Source organism: Microbacterium sp. 10M-3C3, assembly GCF_003931875.1.
Lineage (GTDB): Bacteria > Actinomycetota > Actinomycetes > Actinomycetales > Microbacteriaceae > Microbacterium.
On the sequence record NZ_CP034245.1, the window covers coordinates 2,532,543 to 2,553,669 of the forward strand.

At 74.9% G+C, this 21,127-nt stretch carries 18 protein-coding genes; 7 read left to right on the plus strand and 11 right to left on the minus strand.

The features are described from left to right. Positions 1-77: 77 nt before the first annotated feature. The 3 genes from EI169_RS12325 to mtrA are packed head-to-tail and all read right to left on the minus strand — an operon-like array spanning position 78 to position 4,097. A complete protein-coding gene (locus EI169_RS12325) occupies positions 78-1,736 on the minus strand; it encodes an LpqB family beta-propeller domain-containing protein (protein WP_125132598.1) in 1,659 nt (552 codons plus the stop codon). Next, positions 1,733-3,403, minus strand: coding sequence for an MtrAB system histidine kinase MtrB (gene mtrB / locus EI169_RS12330; RefSeq protein ID WP_125132599.1), 1,671 nt, complete (start codon positions 3,401-3,403; stop codon positions 1,733-1,735). The genes EI169_RS12325 and mtrB overlap by 4 nt, the downstream gene beginning before the upstream one ends. Positions 3,404-3,416: 13 nt before the next feature. Next, the gene (gene mtrA / locus EI169_RS12335) at positions 3,417-4,097 is read right to left on the minus strand and encodes an MtrAB system response regulator MtrA (RefSeq protein WP_125132600.1); all 681 of its coding nucleotides are present in this window, start codon (positions 4,095-4,097) and stop codon (positions 3,417-3,419) included. Positions 4,098-4,260: 163 nt separating this feature from the next. Between mtrA and EI169_RS12340 the strand changes: the two genes are divergently transcribed. From EI169_RS12340 to EI169_RS12360, 5 genes are read left to right on the plus strand one after another with little or no spacing between them, the layout of a single operon-like run. Beyond that, the gene (locus EI169_RS12340; RefSeq protein WP_125132601.1) at positions 4,261-5,523 is read left to right on the plus strand and encodes a glycerophosphoryl diester phosphodiesterase membrane domain-containing protein; all 1,263 of its coding nucleotides are present in this window, start codon (positions 4,261-4,263) and stop codon (positions 5,521-5,523) included. Then, positions 5,520-6,173 carry a DUF4129 domain-containing protein gene (locus EI169_RS12345; RefSeq protein ID WP_125132602.1) on the plus strand — a complete coding sequence of 218 codons (654 nt, stop codon included), beginning with the start codon at positions 5,520-5,522 and terminating at the stop codon, positions 6,171-6,173. Before EI169_RS12340 ends, EI169_RS12345 begins: the two co-directional genes overlap by 4 nt. Further along, entirely contained in the window at positions 6,170-7,336 is a 1,167-nt protein-coding gene (locus EI169_RS12350) for a DUF4350 domain-containing protein (RefSeq protein WP_125132603.1), read from the plus strand. The genes EI169_RS12345 and EI169_RS12350 overlap by 4 nt, the downstream gene beginning before the upstream one ends. After that, positions 7,333-8,334, plus strand: a complete 1,002-nt coding sequence (locus tag EI169_RS12355) for a MoxR family ATPase (protein ID WP_125132604.1) — start codon at positions 7,333-7,335, stop codon at positions 8,332-8,334. The genes EI169_RS12350 and EI169_RS12355 overlap by 4 nt, the downstream gene beginning before the upstream one ends. A gap of 2 nt (positions 8,335-8,336) precedes the next feature. Beyond that, positions 8,337-9,635 carry a DUF58 domain-containing protein gene (locus EI169_RS12360; protein WP_125132605.1) on the plus strand — a complete coding sequence of 433 codons (1,299 nt, stop codon included), beginning with the start codon at positions 8,337-8,339 and terminating at the stop codon, positions 9,633-9,635. 79 nt (positions 9,636-9,714) lie between these two features. On the opposite strand, the gene katG is transcribed toward EI169_RS12360, so the two are convergent. Genes katG through EI169_RS12375 form a run of 3 tightly spaced genes read right to left on the minus strand, consistent with a single transcriptional unit; the run spans position 9,715 to position 13,517 of the window. Next, on the minus strand, positions 9,715-11,973 hold the full coding sequence (gene katG / locus EI169_RS12365) for a catalase/peroxidase HPI (protein WP_125132606.1): 2,259 nt from the start codon (positions 11,971-11,973) through the stop codon (positions 9,715-9,717). 44 nt (positions 11,974-12,017) lie between these two features. Further along, entirely contained in the window at positions 12,018-12,464 is a 447-nt protein-coding gene (locus EI169_RS12370) for a Fur family transcriptional regulator (protein WP_125132607.1), read from the minus strand. Between the two features lie 57 nt (positions 12,465-12,521). Continuing rightward, on the minus strand, positions 12,522-13,517 hold the full coding sequence (locus EI169_RS12375) for a stage II sporulation protein M (protein ID WP_125132608.1): 996 nt from the start codon (positions 13,515-13,517) through the stop codon (positions 12,522-12,524). Between the two features lie 16 nt (positions 13,518-13,533). On the opposite strand from EI169_RS12375, the gene EI169_RS12380 reads away from it, so the two are divergent. Next, entirely contained in the window at positions 13,534-14,346 is an 813-nt protein-coding gene (locus EI169_RS12380) for an RDD family protein (RefSeq protein ID WP_125132609.1), read from the plus strand. A 30-nt stretch (positions 14,347-14,376) separates the two neighbouring features. Here EI169_RS12380 and EI169_RS12385 read toward each other — a convergent pair whose 3' ends face one another. After that, the gene (locus EI169_RS12385; RefSeq protein WP_125132610.1) at positions 14,377-14,583 is read right to left on the minus strand and encodes a DUF3499 family protein; all 207 of its coding nucleotides are present in this window, start codon (positions 14,581-14,583) and stop codon (positions 14,377-14,379) included. A 111-nt stretch (positions 14,584-14,694) separates the two neighbouring features. Between EI169_RS12385 and EI169_RS12390 the strand changes: the two genes are divergently transcribed. Further along, entirely contained in the window at positions 14,695-15,129 is a 435-nt protein-coding gene (locus EI169_RS12390; RefSeq protein WP_240640739.1) for a hypothetical protein, read from the plus strand. Between the two features lie 9 nt (positions 15,130-15,138). On the opposite strand, the gene EI169_RS12395 is transcribed toward EI169_RS12390, so the two are convergent. The 4 genes from EI169_RS12395 to manA all read right to left on the minus strand — a co-directional run bounded on the left by EI169_RS12395 (position 15,139) and on the right by manA (position 21,092). Then, positions 15,139-16,521, minus strand: a complete 1,383-nt coding sequence (locus EI169_RS12395; RefSeq protein WP_125132611.1) for a DUF5719 family protein — start codon at positions 16,519-16,521, stop codon at positions 15,139-15,141. Beyond that, on the minus strand, positions 16,518-19,382 hold the full coding sequence (locus tag EI169_RS12400; protein WP_125132612.1) for a glycosyltransferase: 2,865 nt from the start codon (positions 19,380-19,382) through the stop codon (positions 16,518-16,520). Before EI169_RS12400 ends, EI169_RS12395 begins: the two co-directional genes overlap by 4 nt. Before the next feature lie 68 nt (positions 19,383-19,450). Next, the gene (locus EI169_RS12405) at positions 19,451-19,777 is read right to left on the minus strand and encodes a WhiB family transcriptional regulator (RefSeq protein WP_125132613.1); all 327 of its coding nucleotides are present in this window, start codon (positions 19,775-19,777) and stop codon (positions 19,451-19,453) included. A gap of 142 nt (positions 19,778-19,919) precedes the next feature. Continuing rightward, positions 19,920-21,092 (minus strand): mannose-6-phosphate isomerase, class I, encoded by a 1,173-nt coding sequence (gene manA / locus EI169_RS12410; RefSeq protein ID WP_125132614.1) that lies wholly within the window; start codon positions 21,090-21,092, stop codon positions 19,920-19,922. Positions 21,093-21,127 lie beyond the last annotated feature (35 nt).

Below are 21,127 nucleotides of genomic sequence, written 5' to 3' on the forward strand. Positions count from 1 at the left end.
CCGCGCGGCAACCGCAGTGCTCGGGGATGAGGCGTACGTGACCCATGCCGGGGAGGAGGGCTCGGCCGCGGCCGCGATCAGGGCATGCCCTGCTGCCCGGCGAGCACGGCGACCCCCGTCACCGTCTGCGCCCAGTTCGGACCCTGGCGGACGTAGACGACGCCGTCACCCGAACGCAGCCGCGCGCTCGAGTTGCCGCCGGCGATCGCGACCGCACCGTCGGGCACGGTGAGGTCGGAGCCCGGGCCGCCGACGGGCTGCTCGCGCAGCACCATCTCGCCGCCCGCGGTCACGAGCACGCCCAGCGTCGTGTCGTCGAGCCACGCGAGGCCCATGGCGTCGCCGTCGAGCGACGCCAGCACGCGCACGTCGCCGAGCGAGATGTCGGTGCCCTCCGCCGAGCGCCGGATGCCGGCGACCCACAGCTCGGTGCGGCCGCGATTGACCACGGTCGCGGCCATGCGGGTGCCATCGCGCGAGACGCGCATCGCGGAGATGCTCGCCGCGCCCGCCCACGCGTCGGCGACGGCGACGGCGGGTCCGTCGACGGGGTGGGCGAGGACGACGGGAGGGCTCGCGGCCGGCACGGTCCAGATCGTCCCCGACGGATCGATCGTCGGCGGCACGAGACCCGGGCGTTCGTCGAGCGTGGCGAGCTCGCCGTCCACCCCCGCGCGCAGCACGACGCCGGCGGTGGTCCGCGCGGCCGCCGTCGTGAGATCGGGCGCGACCTCGACCGCGTCGACGGCCACGGACGCGAGCGCCTCCGACACCGGCACGTCCTCGACCCCGTCGCCGTCGGCGAAGCCGAACGAGCCGTCCGCGCGTTTGACGAGGGACTGCGAGTCGACCCGCGTACCCCTGACGGTGGCGGCGGATGCCTGCAGCGGTGTGCCGTTGACGGTCATCTGCACGGCCGCCACGTCCGCGGTGCGCAGCGACGCCTCCAGCTGCGCCTGCATGCGGCCGAGCGCCGTCTGCCCGAGGGACAGCGCCGCATCCGACAGCTCGACCTGCGCGGAGTCGTCGACGCTCGGCACCGCGCCGGAGACGGTGACGTCCTCGGGGAACGCCGAGACCACCGCCCCCGCCAGCCACGCGCTCGGCTGGCCGTCCACGAGCGCGGTCGCCACCGCGGTCGCGATGTTCGCCGACGGGAACCACCGCTCGTCGGGGACGAGGAAGCGGTAGTCGCGGTCGAAGTAGAACAGCGACACCGAGTCGTAGACGCTGCGGAACTCCTCCTCGAAGAGCACGACGCCGTCGGGGGCGTCGGAGATGCGCCACTCGCCGTCGACCTGTTCGAGCGTGAAGCTCAGGGTCACCGACCCCTCGTCCTGCGGCGAGTAGGCGCCCGAGGCGTCGACGAGCCCGGTGGGGACGACCTGCATCGTGCTCACGCCGTCGACGGGCTCGGTCGGCGGCGTGCGATGGGCGAGCCGGTCGATGATCACGCTCGCGCGCGGGTTCCACTGCGCCGCGAAATCGGGCGCGAGGAACTGCCGCGCGATCGCCCACTCCCCTTGCGGACCCGACCCGGCGCGGATGAACCCGTTCACGATGTCCTCGGGCGACGCACCCTGCTGCGGGCCGTTCGGCACGAAGCGGATCTCGGGGTCGCTGCCGGCGTCGACGGGCGAGAGCCCGGGGTTCACCTGCCCCGACGTCGGCAGCCCGGCGCACGCGGCGAGCACGAGGACGAGCGCGAGCACGGCGCCGCCCCACGCGCGCCTCACGCGCTCCCCCGCGGGATCTCGATCGGCTGCGTGAGGCCCAGCGCGTCGAACGCGCCCGGCTCGTCGGCCGACTCCAACGGGATGGGCGATCCCGCGGGGGCGCCGGGCGAGCGCGGCAGCGTGAGCACGAAATGCGAGCCGCGGCCGAGCTCCGACCACACCTCGAGCCGGCCGCCGTGCAGCCGCGCGTCGCCGAGCGCGATCGAGAGCCCGAGGCCCGTGCCGCCGATCGTGCGCACGCGCGAGGGGTCGGCGCGCCAGAACCGGTCGAAGACGTGCTCGACCTCTTCGGGGCGCATGCCGAGGCCGAAGTCGCGCACGCCCAGCGCGACGGCGTGCTGGTCGCTGTCCACGGTGACCACGATGGGGCGCCCTTCGCCGTGCTCGATCGCGTTGCCGAGCAGATTGCGGACGATGCGGCGGATGCGGCGGGCGTCCATCTCCACGAGCGAGTGACCGCCGGGCGCCACGAGGCGCACATCGGAGCCGTGCTGCTCCGCCAGCTGCGCCATCGAGGCGATGACGTCTTCGGCGAGGTGGGCGAGACTCGTCGGGTCGCGTTCGAGCTGCACCGATCCGGCGTCGTACCGGCTGATCTCCAGCAGGTCGGTCAGCAGCGTCTCGAAGCGCTGCACCTGCGCGTGCAGCAGCTCGGCCGCGCGCGCCGTCGTCGGATCGAACGCCTCCCGCTGGTCGTTGAGCATGTCGGCGGCGAGGCGGATCGTCGTCAGCGGCGTCCGCAGCTCGTGCGACACATCCGACACGAAGCGCTGCTGCACGAGCGAGAGGTCGGCGAGCTCCTTGATCTGGGCCTGGATGCTGTCGGCCATCGCGTTGAAGGAGCGCCCGAGCACGGCCAGCTCGTCGTCGCCGCGGACCGGCAGGCGCACCTCGAGGTCGCCCGCCGCGAGCTGCGCGCTCGTCTCGGCCGCCTCGCCGATCGGCACGGTCACCGAGCGCAGCACGAACCACGTGATGCCGCCGATGAGGGCGACGAGGGCGAGGCCCGACACCCACAGCGTCGCCTGCACGAACGTGAGGGTCTGCGCGGCGCCCGAGAAGTCGTACGCGAGGTAGAGCTCGTACGGTCCGACGCCGGGCACCTCGAGCTGCTGGCCGACCACGACCCCCGGGATCGCGTTGCCCTCGCCGTCGCGGAGCTGCGCCGACTGCCACCACTGGGTCTGGGCGTTGCTGCGCACGAGCGTGCGCAGCTCGGGGGTCACGAACGCCGGGTCGAACCCGCTCGAGTCGATGTTCTGCGGCGCGATGCTCGAGGCCTCGGTGGCGATGCGGAACGTCGCGAACGAATCGGCGGCCGACTGCTGCGCGAGCGTCGTCAAGGTGTTGCGCATGAGGTTCTGCACGCGCACCGGGTCGTCCGTCGTCACGGCGGCGTCGAGGTTCGCCTGCGCGGCGGCGGTGGCCTGCTGGGCGCCGTACTGCACCTGCCGCAGCCGCGACTGGAAGAGGTCGTTCTGGATGACCAGCGCCATCCACACGCACGCGACGAGGATCGTCACCGCCGTGAGGCCGAGCGTCACGACGATGGTGCGGAACCGCAGCGAGCGCCGCCACAGCTCCGTCACGCGCCGGGGCCACGCGCGCCACCCGGCCACGACGGTCGGCACGGCGCGACGAGGGGTGCGCGCCGCGGTCGCGGTCATCCCGGACCGATCCTCACGCGACCGCTCCCGCCCGGTACCCGACGCCGCGCACGGTCGTCACGATGCGGGGGTTGTCGGGGTCCTGCTCCACCTTCGCGCGGAGGCGCTGCACATGCACGTTCACCAGGCGCGTGTCGGCCTTGTAGTGGTAGCCCCACACCTGCTCGAGGAGCATCTCGCGGGAGAACACCTGCTGCGGCTTGGAGGCGAGCGCGACGAGCAGCTCGAACTCCAGCGGCGTCAGGGCGATCACGTCGTCGCCGCGGCGCACCTCGTGCGCGGCCACGTCCACCGTGAGGTCGCCGATGCGCAGCGATTCCCCGGGTCCGGATGCGGCGGGGCGCAGGCGCGTGCGGATGCGGGCGACGAGCTCCTTGGGGTTGAACGGCTTGACGATGTAGTCGTCGGCGCCGGATTCGAGGCCCTTCACGACGTCGGCGGTGTCGGTGCGCGCGGTGAGCATGATGATCGGCACCCCCGACTCGGCGCGCACGCGCGTGCACACCTCGATCCCGTCCATGCCGGGGAGCATGAGGTCGAGGAGGATCAGGTCGGGCCGCTCGCGCCGCCACGCCTCGACGGCCTCCGCGCCGTCGGCGCAGAACACGGTGTCGAATCCCTCCGTGCGCAGGACGATGCCGATCATCTCCGCCAGAGCGGTGTCGTCGTCGACCACCAGGATCCGTGATGTCATGTGCGCTGTCGTCCTCACCTTCGGCGCCTCTGGCGCCACGCTGCGCCGGACGCACGCTTCGTCCCCCCGCGCTCTCCACAGGGTAGTCGACGGCGCCGGGCTCCGGCCGAACGCACCGCGCCCGTGTGCCACGATAGGGAGGACCTGCCCTCGAGGAGGCCCCGTGAGCGCGTACCCGGCTTGGACGCCGGCCCCCCGCCCCGGCATCGTGCCGCTGCATCCGTTCGGCTTCGGAACGACGCTCGGCCGCTCGTTCACGGCGCTGCGGCAGAACCCCGGCGTGCTGCTCGGCTTCGCGCTCGGCGTGCAGGCACTCGCGTACGTGGTGGTGCTCGTGCTGGTGGGCGCCGTCGCTTTCGCGACGTTCTCGCGCCTGGACACGGTGCCCGAGGGCAGCGATGACTTCGACGCCATCCTGGCCGGGTCGATCGCGGTGACGGTGGTCGTGGGCATCGTGCTCTCCCTCGCGGCAGGCGCTCTGACCGTGATCGTCCAGGGCGTCGTGGTGAGTGAGGTCTCGGGCGCCGTGCTCGCCGAGCGCCGCACGCTCGGGCAGACGTGGCGACGGGTGCGCCCGGTCGCGTGGCGCCTCCTCGGCTGGAGCGCGCTCGTGCTCCTCGCGATCGTCGTCGTCCTCGGCGCGGTGGTCGCCGCGGTGGTCGCGCTCGGCTTCGTCGCGCCGCCCGCCGCGATCGGCGCCGCCGTTCTGTGCGTGCTGGGTCTCATCCCGCTCTGGTACTGGCTCACCACGAAGCTCGCGCTCGTGCCGGCCGTGCTCGTCATGGAGCATGCGCGCATCGGTCAGGCGGTGGGGCGCTCGTGGCGGCTCACCCGCGGTCGGTTCTGGCCCGTCCTCGGCGTGCTGTTCATCGTGTCGCTGACCTTCAGCGTGCTCGCGCAGATCGTCGGCGTCCCGCTGCAGTTCCTCTCGCTCGGGCTCGGCACCGTCATCGCGCCGACCGGCGACCCCGATGCCGGCGCGGTCATCGCCGTGATCGTCGTCGGCCTGCTGACGCAGATCGTGACGCTCCTGGTCCAGTGCGTCGCGCTCGTCGTGCAGTCGACGGCGAGCGCGCTGCTCTACGTCGACTGCCGCATGCGGCACGAGGGTCTCGACCTCGACCTCGTCGCGTACGTCGAGCGACGGGATGCGGGGGCGGCCGACCTGCCCGACCCCTACCTCGCCCACATCGGGCGCCCGGCGCCGCCCCGCTTCGGCTGGGCGCCGGTGCCGCCCGGACTCGCCGGTCCCCCCTCCGCGCCGCCGGCGGCCGCCGCGCCGCAGCCCGCACCGGCGGCGTGGCCGGTGACCGCGCCGCCGAGCTCCCCCGCGCCGGCCTCCTCGCCGACGCCGCCCGCGCCCTCGCCGGCGCCCGCACCGGATGCGACCTCGTGGGCCCCGCCGCCGGGATCCGCCGCCCCGTGATCGCCGCCGTCCTCGCCGCGGCCCCGCTGCTGCCCGACCCCGACGACGCCCGGGACTGGGCACGTCGGGAGCTGAGCGATCCCGCGTACGCGGCGGCGGAGCCGACGCCCCTGGACCGCATCGCCCGCGCGGTGGGCGACGCCCTCGCCCGACTGTTCGACCCGCAGCTCTCGGGCGGCTGGGGCACCGCCGCATCCGTCATCGTGACCGTCGTGGTCGTCGCCGTGATCCTCGCCGCCCTGCTCATCTGGGGGCGGCCCCGCTCACGGGCGCGCGTGCGCGCCGCGGCGGCGCCCCTGTTCGGCGAGACCGATGTGCGCTCGGCCGCCCAACTGCGCGCGGATGCGACCGCCGAGGCCGCGCGCGGCGCCTGGGACGCGGCGGTCGTGCTGCGCTTCCGGGCCCTCGCCCGCGCACTGGCCGAGCGCGCGCTCGTCGATCCCGCCCCCGGCACGACCGCGCAGGGCTTCGCCCGCTCCGCCGCCGCCGTGTTTCCCACAGGGCACGACGCCCTCGCGGACGCGGCGACGACGTTCGACGACGTCCGGTACCTCCGCCGCCCCGGCACGCGCGAGGCGTACCAGCGCGTCGCCGCGCTCGACGACGCGCTCGCGGCCGAGCGCCCGCAGCTTCAGGCGGTTCCCGCGTGAGCGCGGTCGACGCGCCGGCGGCGCCGGCGACGCGTCGTCGCGCCCGCCGCATCGCGGGGTGGAGCGCGTTCGCCGTCGCCCTCACCCTCGTCGCGGGCGTCGGCGCGCTGCTCGCCGGCGGCGGCTGGAGCGCGCGCGACGCGCTCGACCCCGAGTCGGCAGGCCCGGGCGGCACGCGCGCGGTCGTCCGCATCCTGCAGCAGCAGGGCATCGACGTGCGCATCGCCCGCGACCACGACGCCGCCATGGCCGCCCTCGCCACGGGCCCGGCGACCCTCGCCCTGCCCGACGCGCCCGCTCTGTCCGACGACCGCCTCCGCGAGCTGGCGGATGCGGCGACGGCGGTCGTGCTCCTCGAACCGCGGTCGCGGTCGCTGCGCGTCCTGCTGCCCGGGTCGACCGTCGTCGGCGCGACGGCCGGCACGACGCCGACGGCGACGTGCGGCGGCGACCTGGCCGCCACGGGACCCGTCACGATCGGCGACCTCTACTCCCCCGGCGAGGGCGTGGCCGGCTGCTACCCGGCCCAGGACGCGTACGGGCTGCTGCGCGGCGGCGGCATCACGGCGCTGGACGCACGCACCGTCCTCGCCAACGACGCGCTCGATGCGGAAGGCAACGCGGCGCTCGCCCTCCGCGTGCTCGGCGGCGAGCCGACCCTCGTGTGGTACGTGCCGTCGCTCGCCGACGCGGACGGCGCCGCTCCCACTCTGGGCGAGCTCACGCCGGCCTGGGTGACACCCACGATCCTGCTGCTCGCACTGTCGGGCATCGTCGCCGCCGTGTGGCGCGGGCGCCGGTTCGGTCCGCTCGTCTCCGAGACGCTGCCGGTGACCGTGCGGGCGTCGGAGACGACGATCGGGCGCGGTCGCCTCTACGCCCACAGCGGCGATCGCGGGCATGCGGCCGCGCAGCTGCGCCGCGCCGCATCCGAGATGCTCGCCCGCCGCCTCGCCCTCGGCCCGCGCGCACGCCCGATCGAGATCGCCGACGCGGTGGCGGCGCTGACCGGCGCCGACCGCGCCGCCGTCCTCGACGCCCTCGCCGGGCCGCCGCCGGCGGACGACCGCGCGCTCGTGATGCTCGACCAGCGCCTGCGGGCCCTCGACTCCGCGGTTCGCGCCGCGCTCCGACCGCCTTCGACCGACGGGAGACCCCGATGACCGACCCCCACGCCACCCAGGCGCTCCCGGCGCCCGCCGAACGCGACGACGAGGCCCTCCGGCGGTCGATGCACCGCGTGCGCGAGGAGATCGGCAAGGCCGTCGTCGGGCAGGACGGCACCGTCACGGGCCTGCTCATCGCCCTCCTCGCCCGCGGGCATGTGCTTCTGGAGGGCGTGCCGGGCGTGGCCAAAACCCTCCTCGTGCGCAGCTTCTCGCGCGCGCTGGGCCTGGACACCAAGCGCATCCAGTTCACGCCCGACCTCATGCCGGGCGACGTGTCGGGCTCGCTCGTGTACGACGCCCGGTCGGGCGAGTTCGAGTTCCGTCCCGGTCCGGTCTTCGCCCACGTCGTGCTCGCCGACGAGATCAACCGGACGCCACCGAAGACCCAGGCCGCGCTCCTGGAGGCGATGGAGGAGCGGCAGGTCTCGACCGACGGCGTGACCCGCGCGCTCCCCGAGCCGTTCCTCGTCGCGGCGACACAGAACCCGATCGAGCAGGAGGGCACCTACACGCTGCCCGAGGCGCAGCTCGACCGGTTCCTCCTCAAGCTCGTCGTCGATCTGCCGCCGCGCGACGCCGAGCTCGCGGTGCTGCGCCGTCACGCGGACGGCTTCGATCCGCGCCTGCTCGAGACCGCCGGCGTGTCCACCGCCACGACGCCCGAGGAGATCCTCGGCGCACAGCGGGCCGTCGCCGCCGTCACGGTGTCGGACGATGTGCTGGGGTACGTCGTCGACCTCGCCCGCGCGACGCGCGAGAGCCCGTCCGTGCAGCTGGGCGCGAGCCCGCGCGCGGCGACCGGACTGCTGGCGGCGGCGAAGGCGTGGGCCTGGCTGAGCGGCTACCCCGCGATCACCCCCGATCACGTCCAGACGATGCTCGTCCCGGTGTGGCGACACCGCATCCGCCTGCGGCCCGACGCGGAGATCGAAGGGGTGTCGGTCGACGCGATCCTCACCTCGGTGCTGCAGCAGACCCGCGTGCCGATCTGATCGTGTTCGTCAGCGGTCGCCTCGTCCTGCTCGTCGCCCTCGGCGTCGTGCCCGTCGTGCTGCTCGCGGCCGGCGGCGCGCCGGCGTGGGCCGTCGCGGGCGCGTGGGTCGTGCTGGCCGCCGCGCTCGCCGCCGCCGACGTCGCCCTCGCGGCCGACCCGCGGCGGCTGCGGGTCGAGCGCCGGCTCCCCGTCCGCACGCTCAAGGACGACCCGGCGGTGTCGGAGCTCGTCGTGACGAACACGGGTGACCGGCGCCTGCGCGGACTCCTCCGCGACGGATGGCAGCCGACGGCCGGGGCGGACGACGCGCGCCTCGCCCTGGACGTCCCCGCCGGCGAGCGCCGGATGCTCCGCCAGCCGCTCCGCCCGCGTCGCCGCGGCGAGCTGCGGACCGCGTTCGTCGCGGTGCGCAGCCTCGGACCGCTCGGGCTCGCGGGGCGCCAGCGCACGCTCGACGCGCCCGGGCGCATCCGGGTGCTGCCGCCCTTCCGCGCCCGCCGGCATCTCCCCTCGCGCCTCGCGCGGCTGCGAGAGCTCGACGGCGCGACGAGCGTGCTCGTGCGCGGGCCCGGCACGGAGTTCGACAGCCTGCGCGAGTACGTGCGCGGCGACGACGTGCGCGCGATCGACTGGCGCGCCACCGCTCGCGCGGGGACGACGATGCTGCGGACGTGGCGACCCGAGCGCGACCGCCACGTGGTCATCGTCATCGACACCGGGCGGACGGCGGCCGCGCGCGTGGGCGACGGCACGAGGCTGGATGCGGCGATGGAGGCGGCGCTTCTGCTGTCGGCCCTCGCCGCCCGCGCCGGCGACCACGTGCACGTCGTGTGCTTCGACCGCGTCGTGCGGGCGCGCCTCACCCGGACGGACGGCCCCGCGCTTCTTCCCGCCCTCGTCGACGCGCTCGCCCCGGTGGAGCCGCAGCTCATCGACACGGACTGGGACGCCGCGTTCGCCGCGGTCCGCTCGTTCACGACGCGGCCGAGCCTCGTGGTGCTGCTCACGGCGCACGACGAGCCCGCGGCCGCGCGCGGCTTCCTCGGGTCGCTCCCGGCGCTCGCGGCGCGCACGCGCGTCCTGGTCGCGACGGCCACGGATGAGGAGGCGGCGCCGGCCCCGCGCGAGGCGCTCGACGTGTACGTCGCCGCCGCGGCGGCCCGCGGGCGCGCGGATGCCGAGCGGGTGGCGGCCGCGGTGCGTCGCGCGGGCGGCGAGGCGCTCGCCGCATCCGCCGATGAGCTGCCGCCACGGGTGGCCGACCGCTATCTCGCCCTCAAGGCGGCCGGACGGCTCTGACCCCGAGGGTGCACCCCGCACGCGAGAATGCACCGCCGGGCGAGCGGGCTCGCCACGACGGTGCACTCTCGGGAGGGGATCAGCGCAGGTCGAACCGGTCGAGCTCGGTCACCTTGCGCCACGCCGCGACGAAGTCGTGTACGAACTTCTCCTTCGCGTCGTCGGAGGCGTAGACCTCGGCCAGGGCGCGCAGCTCCGAGTTCGACGCGAACACGAGGTCGACGCGCGTGCCGACGCCCACGCGCTCGCCCGAGCCGTCCTTCACGCCCTCGAAGGCGTGCTTGCCGGCGTCGAGCGGCTTCCAGGTCGTGCCGAGGTCGAGCAGCTTCACGAACACGTCGTTCGTGAGCGCGCCCGGGGTGTCGGTGAAGACGCCCCAGTCGGAGCCGTTCGCGTTCGCCCCGATCGCGCGCAGGCCGCCGACCAGCACCGTCATCTCGGGGGCGGTCAGCGTCAGAAGGTTCGCCTTGTCGAGCAGGAGGTACTCGGCCGGGAGCTTCGCGTCGCGCGAGACGAAGTTGCGGAACCCGTCCGCGATCGGCTCGAGGTAGCCGAACGAGTGCACGTCGGTCTGCTCCTGCGTCGCATCGGTGCGCCCCGGGGTGAAGGGCACCTCGACCTCGACGCCCCCGGCACGGGCGGCCTCCTCGACACCGGCGTTGCCGGCGAGCACGAGCAGGTCGGCGATGGACACGCGCGTGCCATCGGTCTGCGCCGCGTCGAAGTCGGCCTTCACGCGCTCGAGCACCTCGAGCACGCGCTGCACGCGCGCCGGGTCATTGACCTCCCAGTCCTTCTGCGGCGCGAGGCGGATGCGAGCCCCGTTCACGCCGCCGCGCTTGTCGCTGCCCCGGAAGGTGGATGCGGCGGCCCACGTCGTGGCGACGAGGTCCTGCACCGACAGGCCGCTCCCGAGGATGCGGCGCTTGAGCTCCGCGGCGGCGGACGCATTGACGAGCGGGTGCTCGACCGGCGGCAGCGGGTCCTGCCACACGAGGTCCTCCGCGGGCACCTCGGGTCCGAGGTAGCGCGCCTTCGGGCCCATGTCGCGGTGGGTCAGCTTGAACCACGCGCGCGCGAACGCGTCGGCGAACGCCTCCGGGTCGGCCGCGAACCGCCGCGAGATCGCGTCGTAGGCGGGGTCGACGCGCAGGGCGAGGTCGCTCGTGAGCATGCGCGGCTCCCGGCGGCCGTCGGAGTGGGCCAGCGGCACCATGTCGGCGCCGCCGCCGTTCTTCGGGCGCCACTGGTACGCACCGGCGGGGCTCTGGAAGAGCTCCCACTCGTAGGCGTAGAGGATGTGGAAGAACTCGTTGTCCCAGCGCGTCGGGTGGGAGGTCCACGTCACCTCGAGGCCGCTCGTGATCGTGTCGTCGCCCTTGCCTGTGCCGTGCGAGTTCGTCCAGCCGAGGCCCTGCTCCTCGAGGTCGGCGGCCTCGGGGTTGGGACCCACCGCGTCGTCGGGCGCGGCGCCGTGCGTCTTGCCGAACGTGTGGCCGCCGGCGATGAGTGCGACCGTCTCCTCGTCGTCCATGCCCATGCGACCGAACGTCTCGCGGATGTCGTGCGCCGACAGCGCCGGGTCGGGGTTGCCGTTGGGGCCCTCGGGGTTGACGTAGATCAGGCCCATCTGCACCGCCGCGAGCGGCTTCTCGAGCTGCCGGTCGCCGGTGTACCGCTCGTCGCCGAGCCACGTCGTCTCCGGACCCCAGTACACGTCGTCGTCGGGCTCCCAGACGTCGGGGCGGCCGCCGGCGAAGCCGAACGTGCGGAAGCCCATCGACTCCAGCGCCACGTTCCCGGCGAGGATCATGAGGTCGGCCCACGAGATCGACTGGCCGTACTTCTTCTTCACGGGCCACAGCAGCCGCCGGGCCTTGTCGAGGTTGACGTTGTCGGGCCAGCTGTTCAGCGGCGCGAACCGCTGCATCCCCGCGCCGCCGCCGCCGCGGCCGTCGGTCGCGCGGTACGTGCCGGCGCTGTGCCACGCCATCCGGATGATGAGCGGGCCGTAGTGACCGAAGTCTGCCGGCCACCAGTCCTGCGAGGTCGTGAGGGCCTCTTCGATGTCCTTCTTCACCGCCGCGAGGTCGAGCGCCTCGAAGGCCGCGGCGTAGTCGAAGTCCGGGTCGAGCGGGTTCCGCTCGGCGGAGTTCTTCGCGAGGATGCGCACGTTCAGGCTGTTCGGCCACCACACGCGGTTGGCCGAGCCGCGCGTGGGGTGCGGGAGCGCACCTTCGGGCTCGCTGTCGGCGGGGGCTTCGCCGACGGGCAGGCGGTTGTCGTCCGAGGCGCTGTCGTCATGGAAGACGGGGCAGCCGGGGGCGATGTCGCTCATTCGGATCCTCTCGTTTCTCTTTCGGGGGTCGGGGAGGAGCAGGGTCAGCGCAGGCCGTCGCGTCCTTCCGCACGGCACGCGGGACACACGCCCCAGAAGGTCACCTCGGCCTGGCGGATGTCGTACCCGCCGGCATCCGGCACGTGCAGGCACGGCGCCTCGCCCACCACGCAGTCGACGTCGTCGACGCGGCCGCACACCGTGCACACGACGTGGTGGTGGTTGTCCTCGACGCGCAGCTCGAACATGCCGGGTCGGCCGGCCGGCTCGATGCGCCGGGCGAGGCCGGCCGCGACGAAGTCGCCGAGGGCGTTGTAGACCGACTGCAGGCTCGTGCCGGGGAGGGCCGCGCGGATTCCGTCGAAGACGTCGTCGGCCGAGGCGTGCGGGTGCGTGCCGAGCGCGGCATACACCGCCAGGCGCGTCGCCGTGACACGCAGGCCCGCGGCGCGCAGCCGCTCCGCGGGAGCGATCGGGGCGGCGGCGTGCATGCCTCCACCCTAGCTCTTTTTGAGTTACTCAAAAATCGTGCGGACGTGACGTCGCGATCATCCGGAGGTGAGCGTCGGGGTTCCCGCCTCGTACTCGGTGAGATCGCCGGTCTCCCCCTGCCGCACCGCGCGGCGTCCCAGCACGAGCATGTAGGCGAGGAACGCCGCCCACACCGCACCACCGACGGCGAGCTTGACGGCCACAGGCCACGGCGCCGGCGTGACGAACCCCTCGAAGACCCCCGACACCGCCAGCACGAACACGAGCCCCAGCGCGATCGTCCCGAGCGAGCGACCCGCGGCGGCGAGCGCCGCCGCGCGCGTGCGCGGGCCCGGAGCCACCCACGCCCAGAAGATCTGCAGCCCGGCCGCTGCCGCGACGAACACGGCGGTGAGCTCCAGGAGACCGTGGGGAAGGATGAAAGCGAAGAAGACGTCGCCGCGGTCGAAGGCGAACATGACCGCGGCCGCCGTGCCCACGCCCACCGCGTTCTGCATCACGACCATGAGCGGCCAGACGCCCGTGATGCCGAACGCGACGCACTGCGCCGCGATCCACGCGTTGTTGGTCCACACGGTCCCGGCGAACACCGCGGCGGGGTTCTCGCTGTAGTACGACGTGAAGTCGTCCTGGGCGTAGGCGGCGAGGTCGGCCTCGTCGCCGAGCGCCGCCAGGACGGCCGGGCTGCCCGCGATCCACAGGGCCACAAGGGCTCCCGCGATGACGAACCCGACGGCGACAGCCAGGGTCGTCCATCGCACGCGGTACAGCGCGGCCGGCAGCTGCAGCACGAAGAAGCGCGGGATGGCCGCGCCGATCCCCTCACGCACGCCCGTGAGTCGCAGACGCGTGCGCGCGAGCATGGTGGACACGTGATCGCCCTGCGGCGTGCGGCCGGCCGACGTCTTCAGATCGGCCAGATCGGCGGATGCGGCGCGGTAGCGGGTGACGAGCTCATCGACCTGCGCGCCGGTCAGCCGCCGCTCGCGGCTGAGCTCCTCGAGACGCTCCCATTCCGCCCGGCGGGCGGCCGTCAGGGCGTCGAGGTCCATGTGTTTCACTGTACCCATGGCACCCGCGCCCGCCGCGTCGACCATCGCCCAGGACGAGACCCTCACCGGCGAGGCGGTCGCGCTCGACGTGCAGTCGGTCGGGTTCTTCCTGCGGGGTGTCGGGGCACTCATCGACGTCGTCGTCGGCGTGGCGCTGCTCCTGCTCGTCGCGGCCGTCGCGTCGTGGCTGGGCTCGATCGGCGCGCTGCCGCCGGAGGCGTTCCCGCCGATCACGATCCTCATGATCGTGCTCGTCACCGTCGCCGTGCCGACCACGGTGGAGACGGCGATCCGCGGGCGCAGCCTCGGCAAGCTCGCCGTCGGCGGTCGCATCGTGCGAGCCGACGGCGGGGCGATCGGCTTCCGCCAGGCGTTCCTGCGGGCCCTGGCCGGTGTGCTCGAACTGTGGTTCACCCTCGGAGCGCTCGCGGCGGTGGTCGGCGCCTTCACGCCCCGGGCGCAGCGCCTGGGCGACCTCCTCGCCGGCACCTACAGCGAGCGCACCCGCACGCGCGCGCTGCCGCCGCCCGCCCCGGGCGTCCCGCCGGCCCTGACGGGGTGGGCGGCGACCGCCGACGTCGCGCGCATGCCCGACCGCGTCGCCGCGCGGGTCGCGCAGTTCGTTCGCTCGGCGGGCGGGCTGGACCCGGCCGCACGGCAGCGGATCGCCACGACCCTCGCCGCCGAGGTGCGCCCTTTCGTCTCCCCCGTGCCCGCCGTCGACCCCGACACGCTCCTGCACGGCGTCGCCGCCGTGCGCCGCGACCGTGAGTACCGCGCTCTGCTGGAGGAGGACGCGCGGGCCGCTGCGCTCACGCCGCCGCTCTGACGCGCCGCATCCGCCGCCCCCTCGGAGGGGTCAGGCGCGGAGGGTCTCGTGGCGCACGACGACCCATCCGCGGGGGACGGACAGGCGGTCGGTGTGCGACGCGCACAGGTCGTGCGCGTGCGGGTCGCCGAACCGGCCGAGCGGTCCGATCGCGGCCATCTGGTCGCCGTAGTCGTACGTCAGCGTGGCCACGGCCTCGCGGGAGCAGCCGACCTTCGAACACAGTCTGTCGCGCACCGCGTCAGCCTAAGCTCCGCGACCGACATCGGCGCGGCGCCACCCCGGCCGTGGCCGCGTTCTCCCTTGCCCCGCACCGGCATCGAGCCCCGCACCTAGGATGAGAGCATGATGCGTCGTCGCCCTCGGGAGGCCCCTGCGCCGGCGCGACCCACCCGCCACGGACGGCACGGGCGCCAAGGCCGCAGCGCCGTCGTGCGCCCGCCGCTGCCGCCGCTGGACACGCGCGCCGAGAGGTTCGATCTCGCCGTCGGCACGGCCGCGGAGTTCCTGCGCTCGGCGTGGAGCGACCTGCGCGACGTGTCGTTCGAGATCGGCATCCTCCCTCCCCGCGCCGATGACGACGGCATCCCGCGCTGGCGCGTGCTGCGCGAGGAGAAGCGCATCATCCTCTATCGCGTGCCGATCGAGCGGCTCGGGCATCCCCACCGCGACGACGAGCTGCACCGGCGCATGATGATCGAGGGCGCGGTGTTCCGCGCCGCGGCGGAGTACCTCGACCGCGACCCGTGGGACCTCGGTCCGGAGCGGTTCCGCTACTTCTGAGCCGGATGCTCAGGGGTAGACGACCAGCGGCGGCGCCGCCGCATCCGCGCCCCACACCGGATAGGACGCGAGCGCGCCGTCGGCCGCGTACGCGACGGCCGCTGCGATCGCACCCTGCGGGGCGACCTCGTACACGCCCGGTTCGCCGACGGGCACCGCGGCCGCGCCGCCCGCAGGGACGGACAGCTCCTGGACGACGCCGGACGGTGCCGTGATCGAGACCGTCGCGTCGGTGTCGAACCCCGTCACGACCAGCTGCGCGCCCGCGCCGGGGGCCACGGCGACGCGCGTCGGGACGTCGATCGCCGGCGCCGCCGCGTACCACGCGAAGTCGGACCCGGCCGTTCCCGTCGTCGTGCTCCACGCACCCGCCACGACCGGCGCGTCGGCCTCCACCGTCACGGTGTAGACCCCGGTGGGCAGGCCCGTCAGCTCCAGCTCCGCGGGGCGACCGGCCGACAGCGGCAGGCTCGCCGGCGCCTGCACATCCTGGCCGTCCGCGCCGCGCACGGAGATCCGGACGACGGTGTCGACGTCGGCGCTGAGCGCGCGCACGATCGTCGTGGCGCCCTGGCTGGCATCGGCGGACGCGACGGTCACCCCCGGGATGACGAGACGTGTCGCGGGCGCGGCGAGCGGGCTGACCCGATCGACGCCGACCGCGGTGAGGACGCGCACGAGACTGGACTGCAGCGACGCGGTCACCGGCGCCCCCGTGCTCGTCACGCGCACGACCGGGCTCTGCTCGGTCGGGAGCAGGCCCGCCAGCGGCACGATCACCTGACGCCCCGCGGGCACGACGCGGTCGCTCGCGCCGGGCGCCACCTGGGCACCGGACGCGCCGTACGTCGTCAGCTGCACGGTCGCCGCCACGGTGCCGGGGTTCGAGAGCACGAGGAGGTCGTTGGTCCCCGTCACGGTGGATCCGCCCACGAGCCACGACTCCAGCAGCGGCTGGCGGCACGCGGATGCGGCGGCGCCACGGAGGTCCGCACTCTCGACGGCGCTCGATCCGGCGGCGGCGAAGGCCGCGGGCGACGATCCGCTCGGCGCCGCCGAGAACGTCGCGGGAGCGACATCGGTCGGACCGGCAAGGGTGCCCGCCGTCGCACCGACGTCGGCGGGGCCGGATACGACGCTCTGGTCGGCCGCGACCGACAGGGCTCCCGCCTGCTCGACGTCGCGGCCGAGCGCGAGGAGCGGGCCGTCGCACGCGAGCAGCGTGTCGGCCGGCGGCGGGGTGGCGGTGACGGCGACCGGACGCACGGTCGCGCTCGGCCACGCGAACGCGACGCCGACGCCGACCGCGACCACCGTGGCCGCGGCGACCGCTCCCCCCACGAGCAGGCGCGTGCTCGTCGTCGCCCAGCGCACGATCGGGTGCGGACTCATGACGCCTCCTCCCGCACCGGCTGCGGACGTCGAACGACGCGCGGACGCCGGAGGCCGACCACCCGCGGAAGACGCCGGGCGGTGCGACGGCTCGCCGCCGTCGGCGCGGCCAGCAGCAGGCAGATGCCGAGCAGAGCCAGTTGGACGAGGGCGATCAGGGCCGCGTATCGCTGCACGGCGGGCGCCGCATCCGCGCGCTCCTGCACGTCGGCGGTGACGCGCCACAGCGTGCCGCGGCCGGTGTCGCCGACGGGGTCGAGGTCGCTGCGCTGGTCGAGGGCGATCGCCGCACCGAGTCCACGGGCGGCGGCGGCCGAGGCGTCGCCGTCCGGCGAACTGGCGAGCAGGATGAAGGCGATCCCGCGCGCGCCGAGCTCGCCCACCGCATCGGGGTCGGTCGTGGCCACGAGGTCGGCGGTCAGGGCGGCCAGGTCGCGATCGCCGGAGTCCGGCACGGTGCGGGTGGCGCGCTCGGTGCTCTGCCCGTCGAGCGTCTCGCTCGCCCCCCAGACGACCCGGGCGAGGACGCCGTCGCCCTGCGGCGTGAGGACGAGTGTTCCGAGCCGGGCATCGCCGCGCCCCTCGGCCGCGACGTAGGCGGGGAGGGTGGACGTCGGTCCGTCGGTGAGGGCGGCGACGTCACGGGCCTGCGCCGTCAGCGCCGGCACGGCGGCGACGGCGAGCGGCAGCGCGAGCACCGCCGCGAGCGCGGGGCGCAGTGCTCGCGTGCGCTCGGGGATGCCCGCATCGAGGGTGGTGACGGCGCCGGCGAGCGCCGCGGCCCACACGAGGCTCAGGGCGGGCCCCGCCCACACCGGCGCCGCCTCGAGGTCGCGGATCGACACCGCGATCGAGACGGCGGCGAAGGCGGTCGCGAGACCCGTGAGGGCGAGGATCAGTGCCGCGACGCCGGCCGTCCACCGCGGCGTCAGCAGCGACAGCAGCGCGAGCGCCGCGAGCGGCGCGGCCACGAGCGGCACCCACCACGTCGGGATGCCGGGAGGCCAGGACGCCCAGCCGCCCAGGTCGGGCGCCGGGAAGCCGGCCGCGAGCAGGAGCCGGCCCGCCGCATCCGCCGTCACTCCTCCGCCCTGCACGAGCCCCGGGTCGGCGACGAGGCTCAGGAGCCGTCCGTCCCGCACGCGCTCCCACACGAGCGGGGCGAACAGGACGAGGCTGGGGACGACGAGCCACACCGTCTTGGGCACGTCGCGCCCGTGCCGCAGGAGCGCGGTCGCGAGGATCATGAACGTCCAGATCACGAGCGCCGCGGGAGCGAGCGACGGGGCGCACGCGAGGAGCACGGCCAGCAGCAGCGATGCAGTGCCCGCGGCCGCCCACGAGCGGTGAGCCGTCGCCCCCGCGTAGAGCACCCAGGGCAGCACGAGGTGGGCGAGCACCGCCGCGGGGCGCCCCGACACGAGCGCGTCGAGGAAGGTCGGTGCGAGCGCCCACACGACGGCCGCGACGATGCGCAGGCCCGAGCGCTCGGTCACCCGGGTCGCCGCGAACCAGCCGCCGAGGACCGCGAGCGGCAGCGCGAGCAGCCACAGGACGACGAGGGCGCGGGAGGGATCGACCGGCGACAGACTGCCGATCGCGGCGACGACGGCGGCGAACGGGTCGGCCGCGCCGACGTCGTCCAGCCCGATCGCGCGCTGACCGTATGCGGCGTGCGCCCACAGCTCGCCGAGCGTGGACGACAGCGGGAGCAGTCCGCCCCCGCCCAGCGACGACCATGCGAGCAGCTTGGGGAACGCGGCCACCGACACCGCGAGCGCGGCGAGGACCGTCCACGCGCCGCCTCCGGTGAAGAAGCGGAGGTCGGAGCGGATCGGCGCCTCGGGATCGGCGCCGTCGCCGTCGAGGCGCACCCGCAGCTGCTCGCGCGTCACGCGCAGGGGCGCGATGCGTGCCCAGCCGCTCCGCCGCGACGACCGCAGGCGTCGGCGGCTCCTTGCGACGGCACCGCCGCGCACGAGGGTCACGAGGGTCGCCGCCCACTCCGGCCACACCCGGCCCGGCTGCTTGCCCGCCAGATGAGTGACGGTGCGCCACACGGCCAGCGGCAGCAGCGAGAGCCAGTGCAGCGGCACGGCCGCGGCGGGCGCGTACGCGAGGCGGCGGTGCAGCTGCGCGCGCCGCGCGGCGTAATGCCGACGCGACGCCTTCTTGGCGGCCGGAAGCCCCGCGACGCCGTCTCCGGCGACCGCGACGACCGCGGCGGGCACGACCGTGACGCGCCCGCCGGCCAGCCGCGCGCGCACGCCGAGGTCGAGCCCCTCGTCGGCGCCGGCCAGGGCCGTGTCGAGTCCGCCGAGGTCGCGCCACGCGTCACGGCGCACGAGGATGCCGCGCACGTCCGCCCCGAGCACGTCCTCCGCGGCGTCGTGCTGACCCTGATCGAGCTCGCCGGCGGCGAGCTCGATGGCCGAGCCCCGACGGGTCATCGCGACCCCGAGCGAGACGATCTCGCTGCGGTCGTCCCACGCGACCAGCTTGGGCGCGACGAAGGCGACGGATGCGGCGAGCTCGAGCGCGCCCGCGAGACGCGCGAGCGCGTCGGGGGCGGGAGCGGTGTCCTGCGCGAGCAACCACACCGCGTCGCCGCTCAGGCGCGGGGTGGCGAGGACCGTCGCCGCGGCGAAGCCGGTGCCGTGCGCGGCCGTGATGACGCCCTCGGCGCCCGAGCGGGCGGCGAGCTCGCGCAGCTCCTCGTCGGGTCCGCACAGCACGATCGTCAGGGCGTCGGCCGGGCGCGTCTGCGCCGCGAGGGCGTCGAGGGTACGGCGCAGGTGGGCGGCGGCGGGGGTGCGCCCTTCCGGACGCACGACGAGGATCGCGTGTACTCGAGCGGGCATGGCCCCGTCAGCCTAGGCGCGGGATCCGCCGCATCCGCGTCGCACGCGCCGGGCGCGTCGGAACGGCGTCAGCCGGCGCGGCGCTTGAGCTTGCGACGCTCGCGCTCGCTCAGGCCGCCCCAGATGCCGAAGCGCTCGTCGTTCTGCAGCGCGTACTCGAGGCACTGGTCGCGCACGTCGCACGTCGTGCAGATGCGCTTCGCGTCGCGCGTCGACCCGCCCTTCTCGGGGAAGAACGCCTCCGGATCGGTCTGCGCGCACAGCGCGTCGCTCTGCCAGGCGAGCGGGTTGTCCTCGACGACATCGATGTCGCGACGGACGCCCGGCACTCCGAGCTGAATCGGATCGACGAACCAGTTCTCGGGTACACCGGAACGATACTGAGACCCAGCCATGTCGTTCTCCCGCCTACTGCCCCTGCACGCCGGCCGCGTGTACGCATAATTACACCGGTGTCATTCGCCCGGGTCAAGTCGCGGATACTAAACCCTCAATACACGGTTCACACTTGACCACGCGGACGGCGTGTCGCAGACGTTACGCGGACGCCGCCCCCGGCATCGCCACGAACGCGGTCCCCTCACCCGCCAGCGCGAGCGGGCTCTCCTCCGGCGTCGCGACGAGCGCCTGCCCCGGCTGGAGCGTGATGCGGTCCCCCGCGGCGCCCGTCACCTCCACGATCCCCTCGACGGCGACGGCGACCGCGACGCCCGCGAACGCAACGGCCCGGCTGCCGTCGTCGATCGTCGCCGAGACCACCGTGAAATCGGGCACGCCCGGGTCGAACACCCGCACCCCGGCGGACACCGTGCGCGGCTCGAGCACCGGCGGAGCGGACGGTCGCGTGTCCACGACGTGCAGCAGCTCGGCCACGTCGATGTGCTTCGGTGTGAGGCCACCCCGCAGCACGTTGTCGCTCGCGGCCATCACCTCGATCCCGAGGCCCGACACGTACGCGTGCAGCACGCCGGCCGGCACGAAGATCGCCTCCCCGCGGCGCAGCACGACGAGGTTCATCAGGAGCGCGACGACGACGCCGGGGTCGCCCGGGTACGCCGCCCCGAGCGACCGCGCGAGCGCGAGCTCTGCGGCGAACGCGGGCGCCTCGGCGCCGGCGAGCGAGCGGATGATCCCGTCCACGTCGTCGCTCGCCTCGGCGCTCAGCAGCCACCCGAGCGCCTCGCGCAGTACGCCGGCATCGTCCTCGCCCGCCAGACGGGCGGCGAGGGCGGCGACGCCGGGCGCGTCGCCGAGGGCCGCAACGAGCTCGCGTGTGCGTGAGAGCGGCCGAAGCCCCGCGAGCGCCTCGAAGGTCGCGCTGACGGCGACGATGAGCTCGGGCTTGTGATTGTCGTCGCGGTAGTTGCGCGTCGCTGCGTCCCGCGCGGGGCCCGCGGCCTCCTCGCGGGCGAAGCCCTCCTCCGCCTGCGCCTTGGACGGGTGCGCCTGGATCGACAGCGGCGCGCCCGCGGCCAGGAGCTTCACGAGGTACGGCAGCCGCGGCGCGACGCCGAGGCGGGCCGCGTGCGCGGGGAGCCACCGGTCGAGGGTCGTGTCGGCATCCGGCACACGCGCGGGAGAGCCGGGATGGTCGCCGAACCAGATCTCCGCCTCGGGCCGGCCCGACGGATCGCGCCCTTCGAGCTCCGCCAGCAGGGTCGTGGAGCCCCACGCGTAGTCGCGCGGCTCGTTCGAGATGCGGGTCAGCACGCCCTCAGCCTAGAGGCGCGCGGAGGGTAGCCTGA

Coding starts and splice junctions, on each gene's coding strand:
- EI169_RS12375 (WP_125132608.1), bottom strand. CDS start 13,517: ATGGACCTCGACGCCCTGACGGCCGCCCGCCGGGCGGAATGGGAGCGT.
- EI169_RS12390 (WP_240640739.1), top strand. CDS start 14,695: ATGCGTCGTCGCCCTCGGGAGGCCCCTGCGCCGGCGCGACCCACCCGC.
- mtrB (WP_125132599.1), bottom strand. CDS start 3,403: ATGACCGCGACCGCGGCGCGCACCCCTCGTCGCGCCGTGCCGACCGTC.
- EI169_RS12355 (WP_125132604.1), top strand. CDS start 7,333: ATGACCGACCCCCACGCCACCCAGGCGCTCCCGGCGCCCGCCGAACGC.
- EI169_RS12380 (WP_125132609.1), top strand. CDS start 13,534: ATGGCACCCGCGCCCGCCGCGTCGACCATCGCCCAGGACGAGACCCTC.
- EI169_RS12405 (WP_125132613.1), bottom strand. CDS start 19,777: ATGGCTGGGTCTCAGTATCGTTCCGGTGTACCCGAGAACTGGTTCGTC.
- EI169_RS12395 (WP_125132611.1), bottom strand. CDS start 16,521: ATGAGTCCGCACCCGATCGTGCGCTGGGCGACGACGAGCACGCGCCTG.
- katG (WP_125132606.1), bottom strand. CDS start 11,973: ATGAGCGACATCGCCCCCGGCTGCCCCGTCTTCCATGACGACAGCGCC.
- mtrA (WP_125132600.1), bottom strand. CDS start 4,097: ATGACATCACGGATCCTGGTGGTCGACGACGACACCGCTCTGGCGGAG.
- EI169_RS12400 (WP_125132612.1), bottom strand. CDS start 19,382: ATGCCCGCTCGAGTACACGCGATCCTCGTCGTGCGTCCGGAAGGGCGC.
- EI169_RS12370 (WP_125132607.1), bottom strand. CDS start 12,464: ATGCACGCCGCCGCCCCGATCGCTCCCGCGGAGCGGCTGCGCGCCGCG.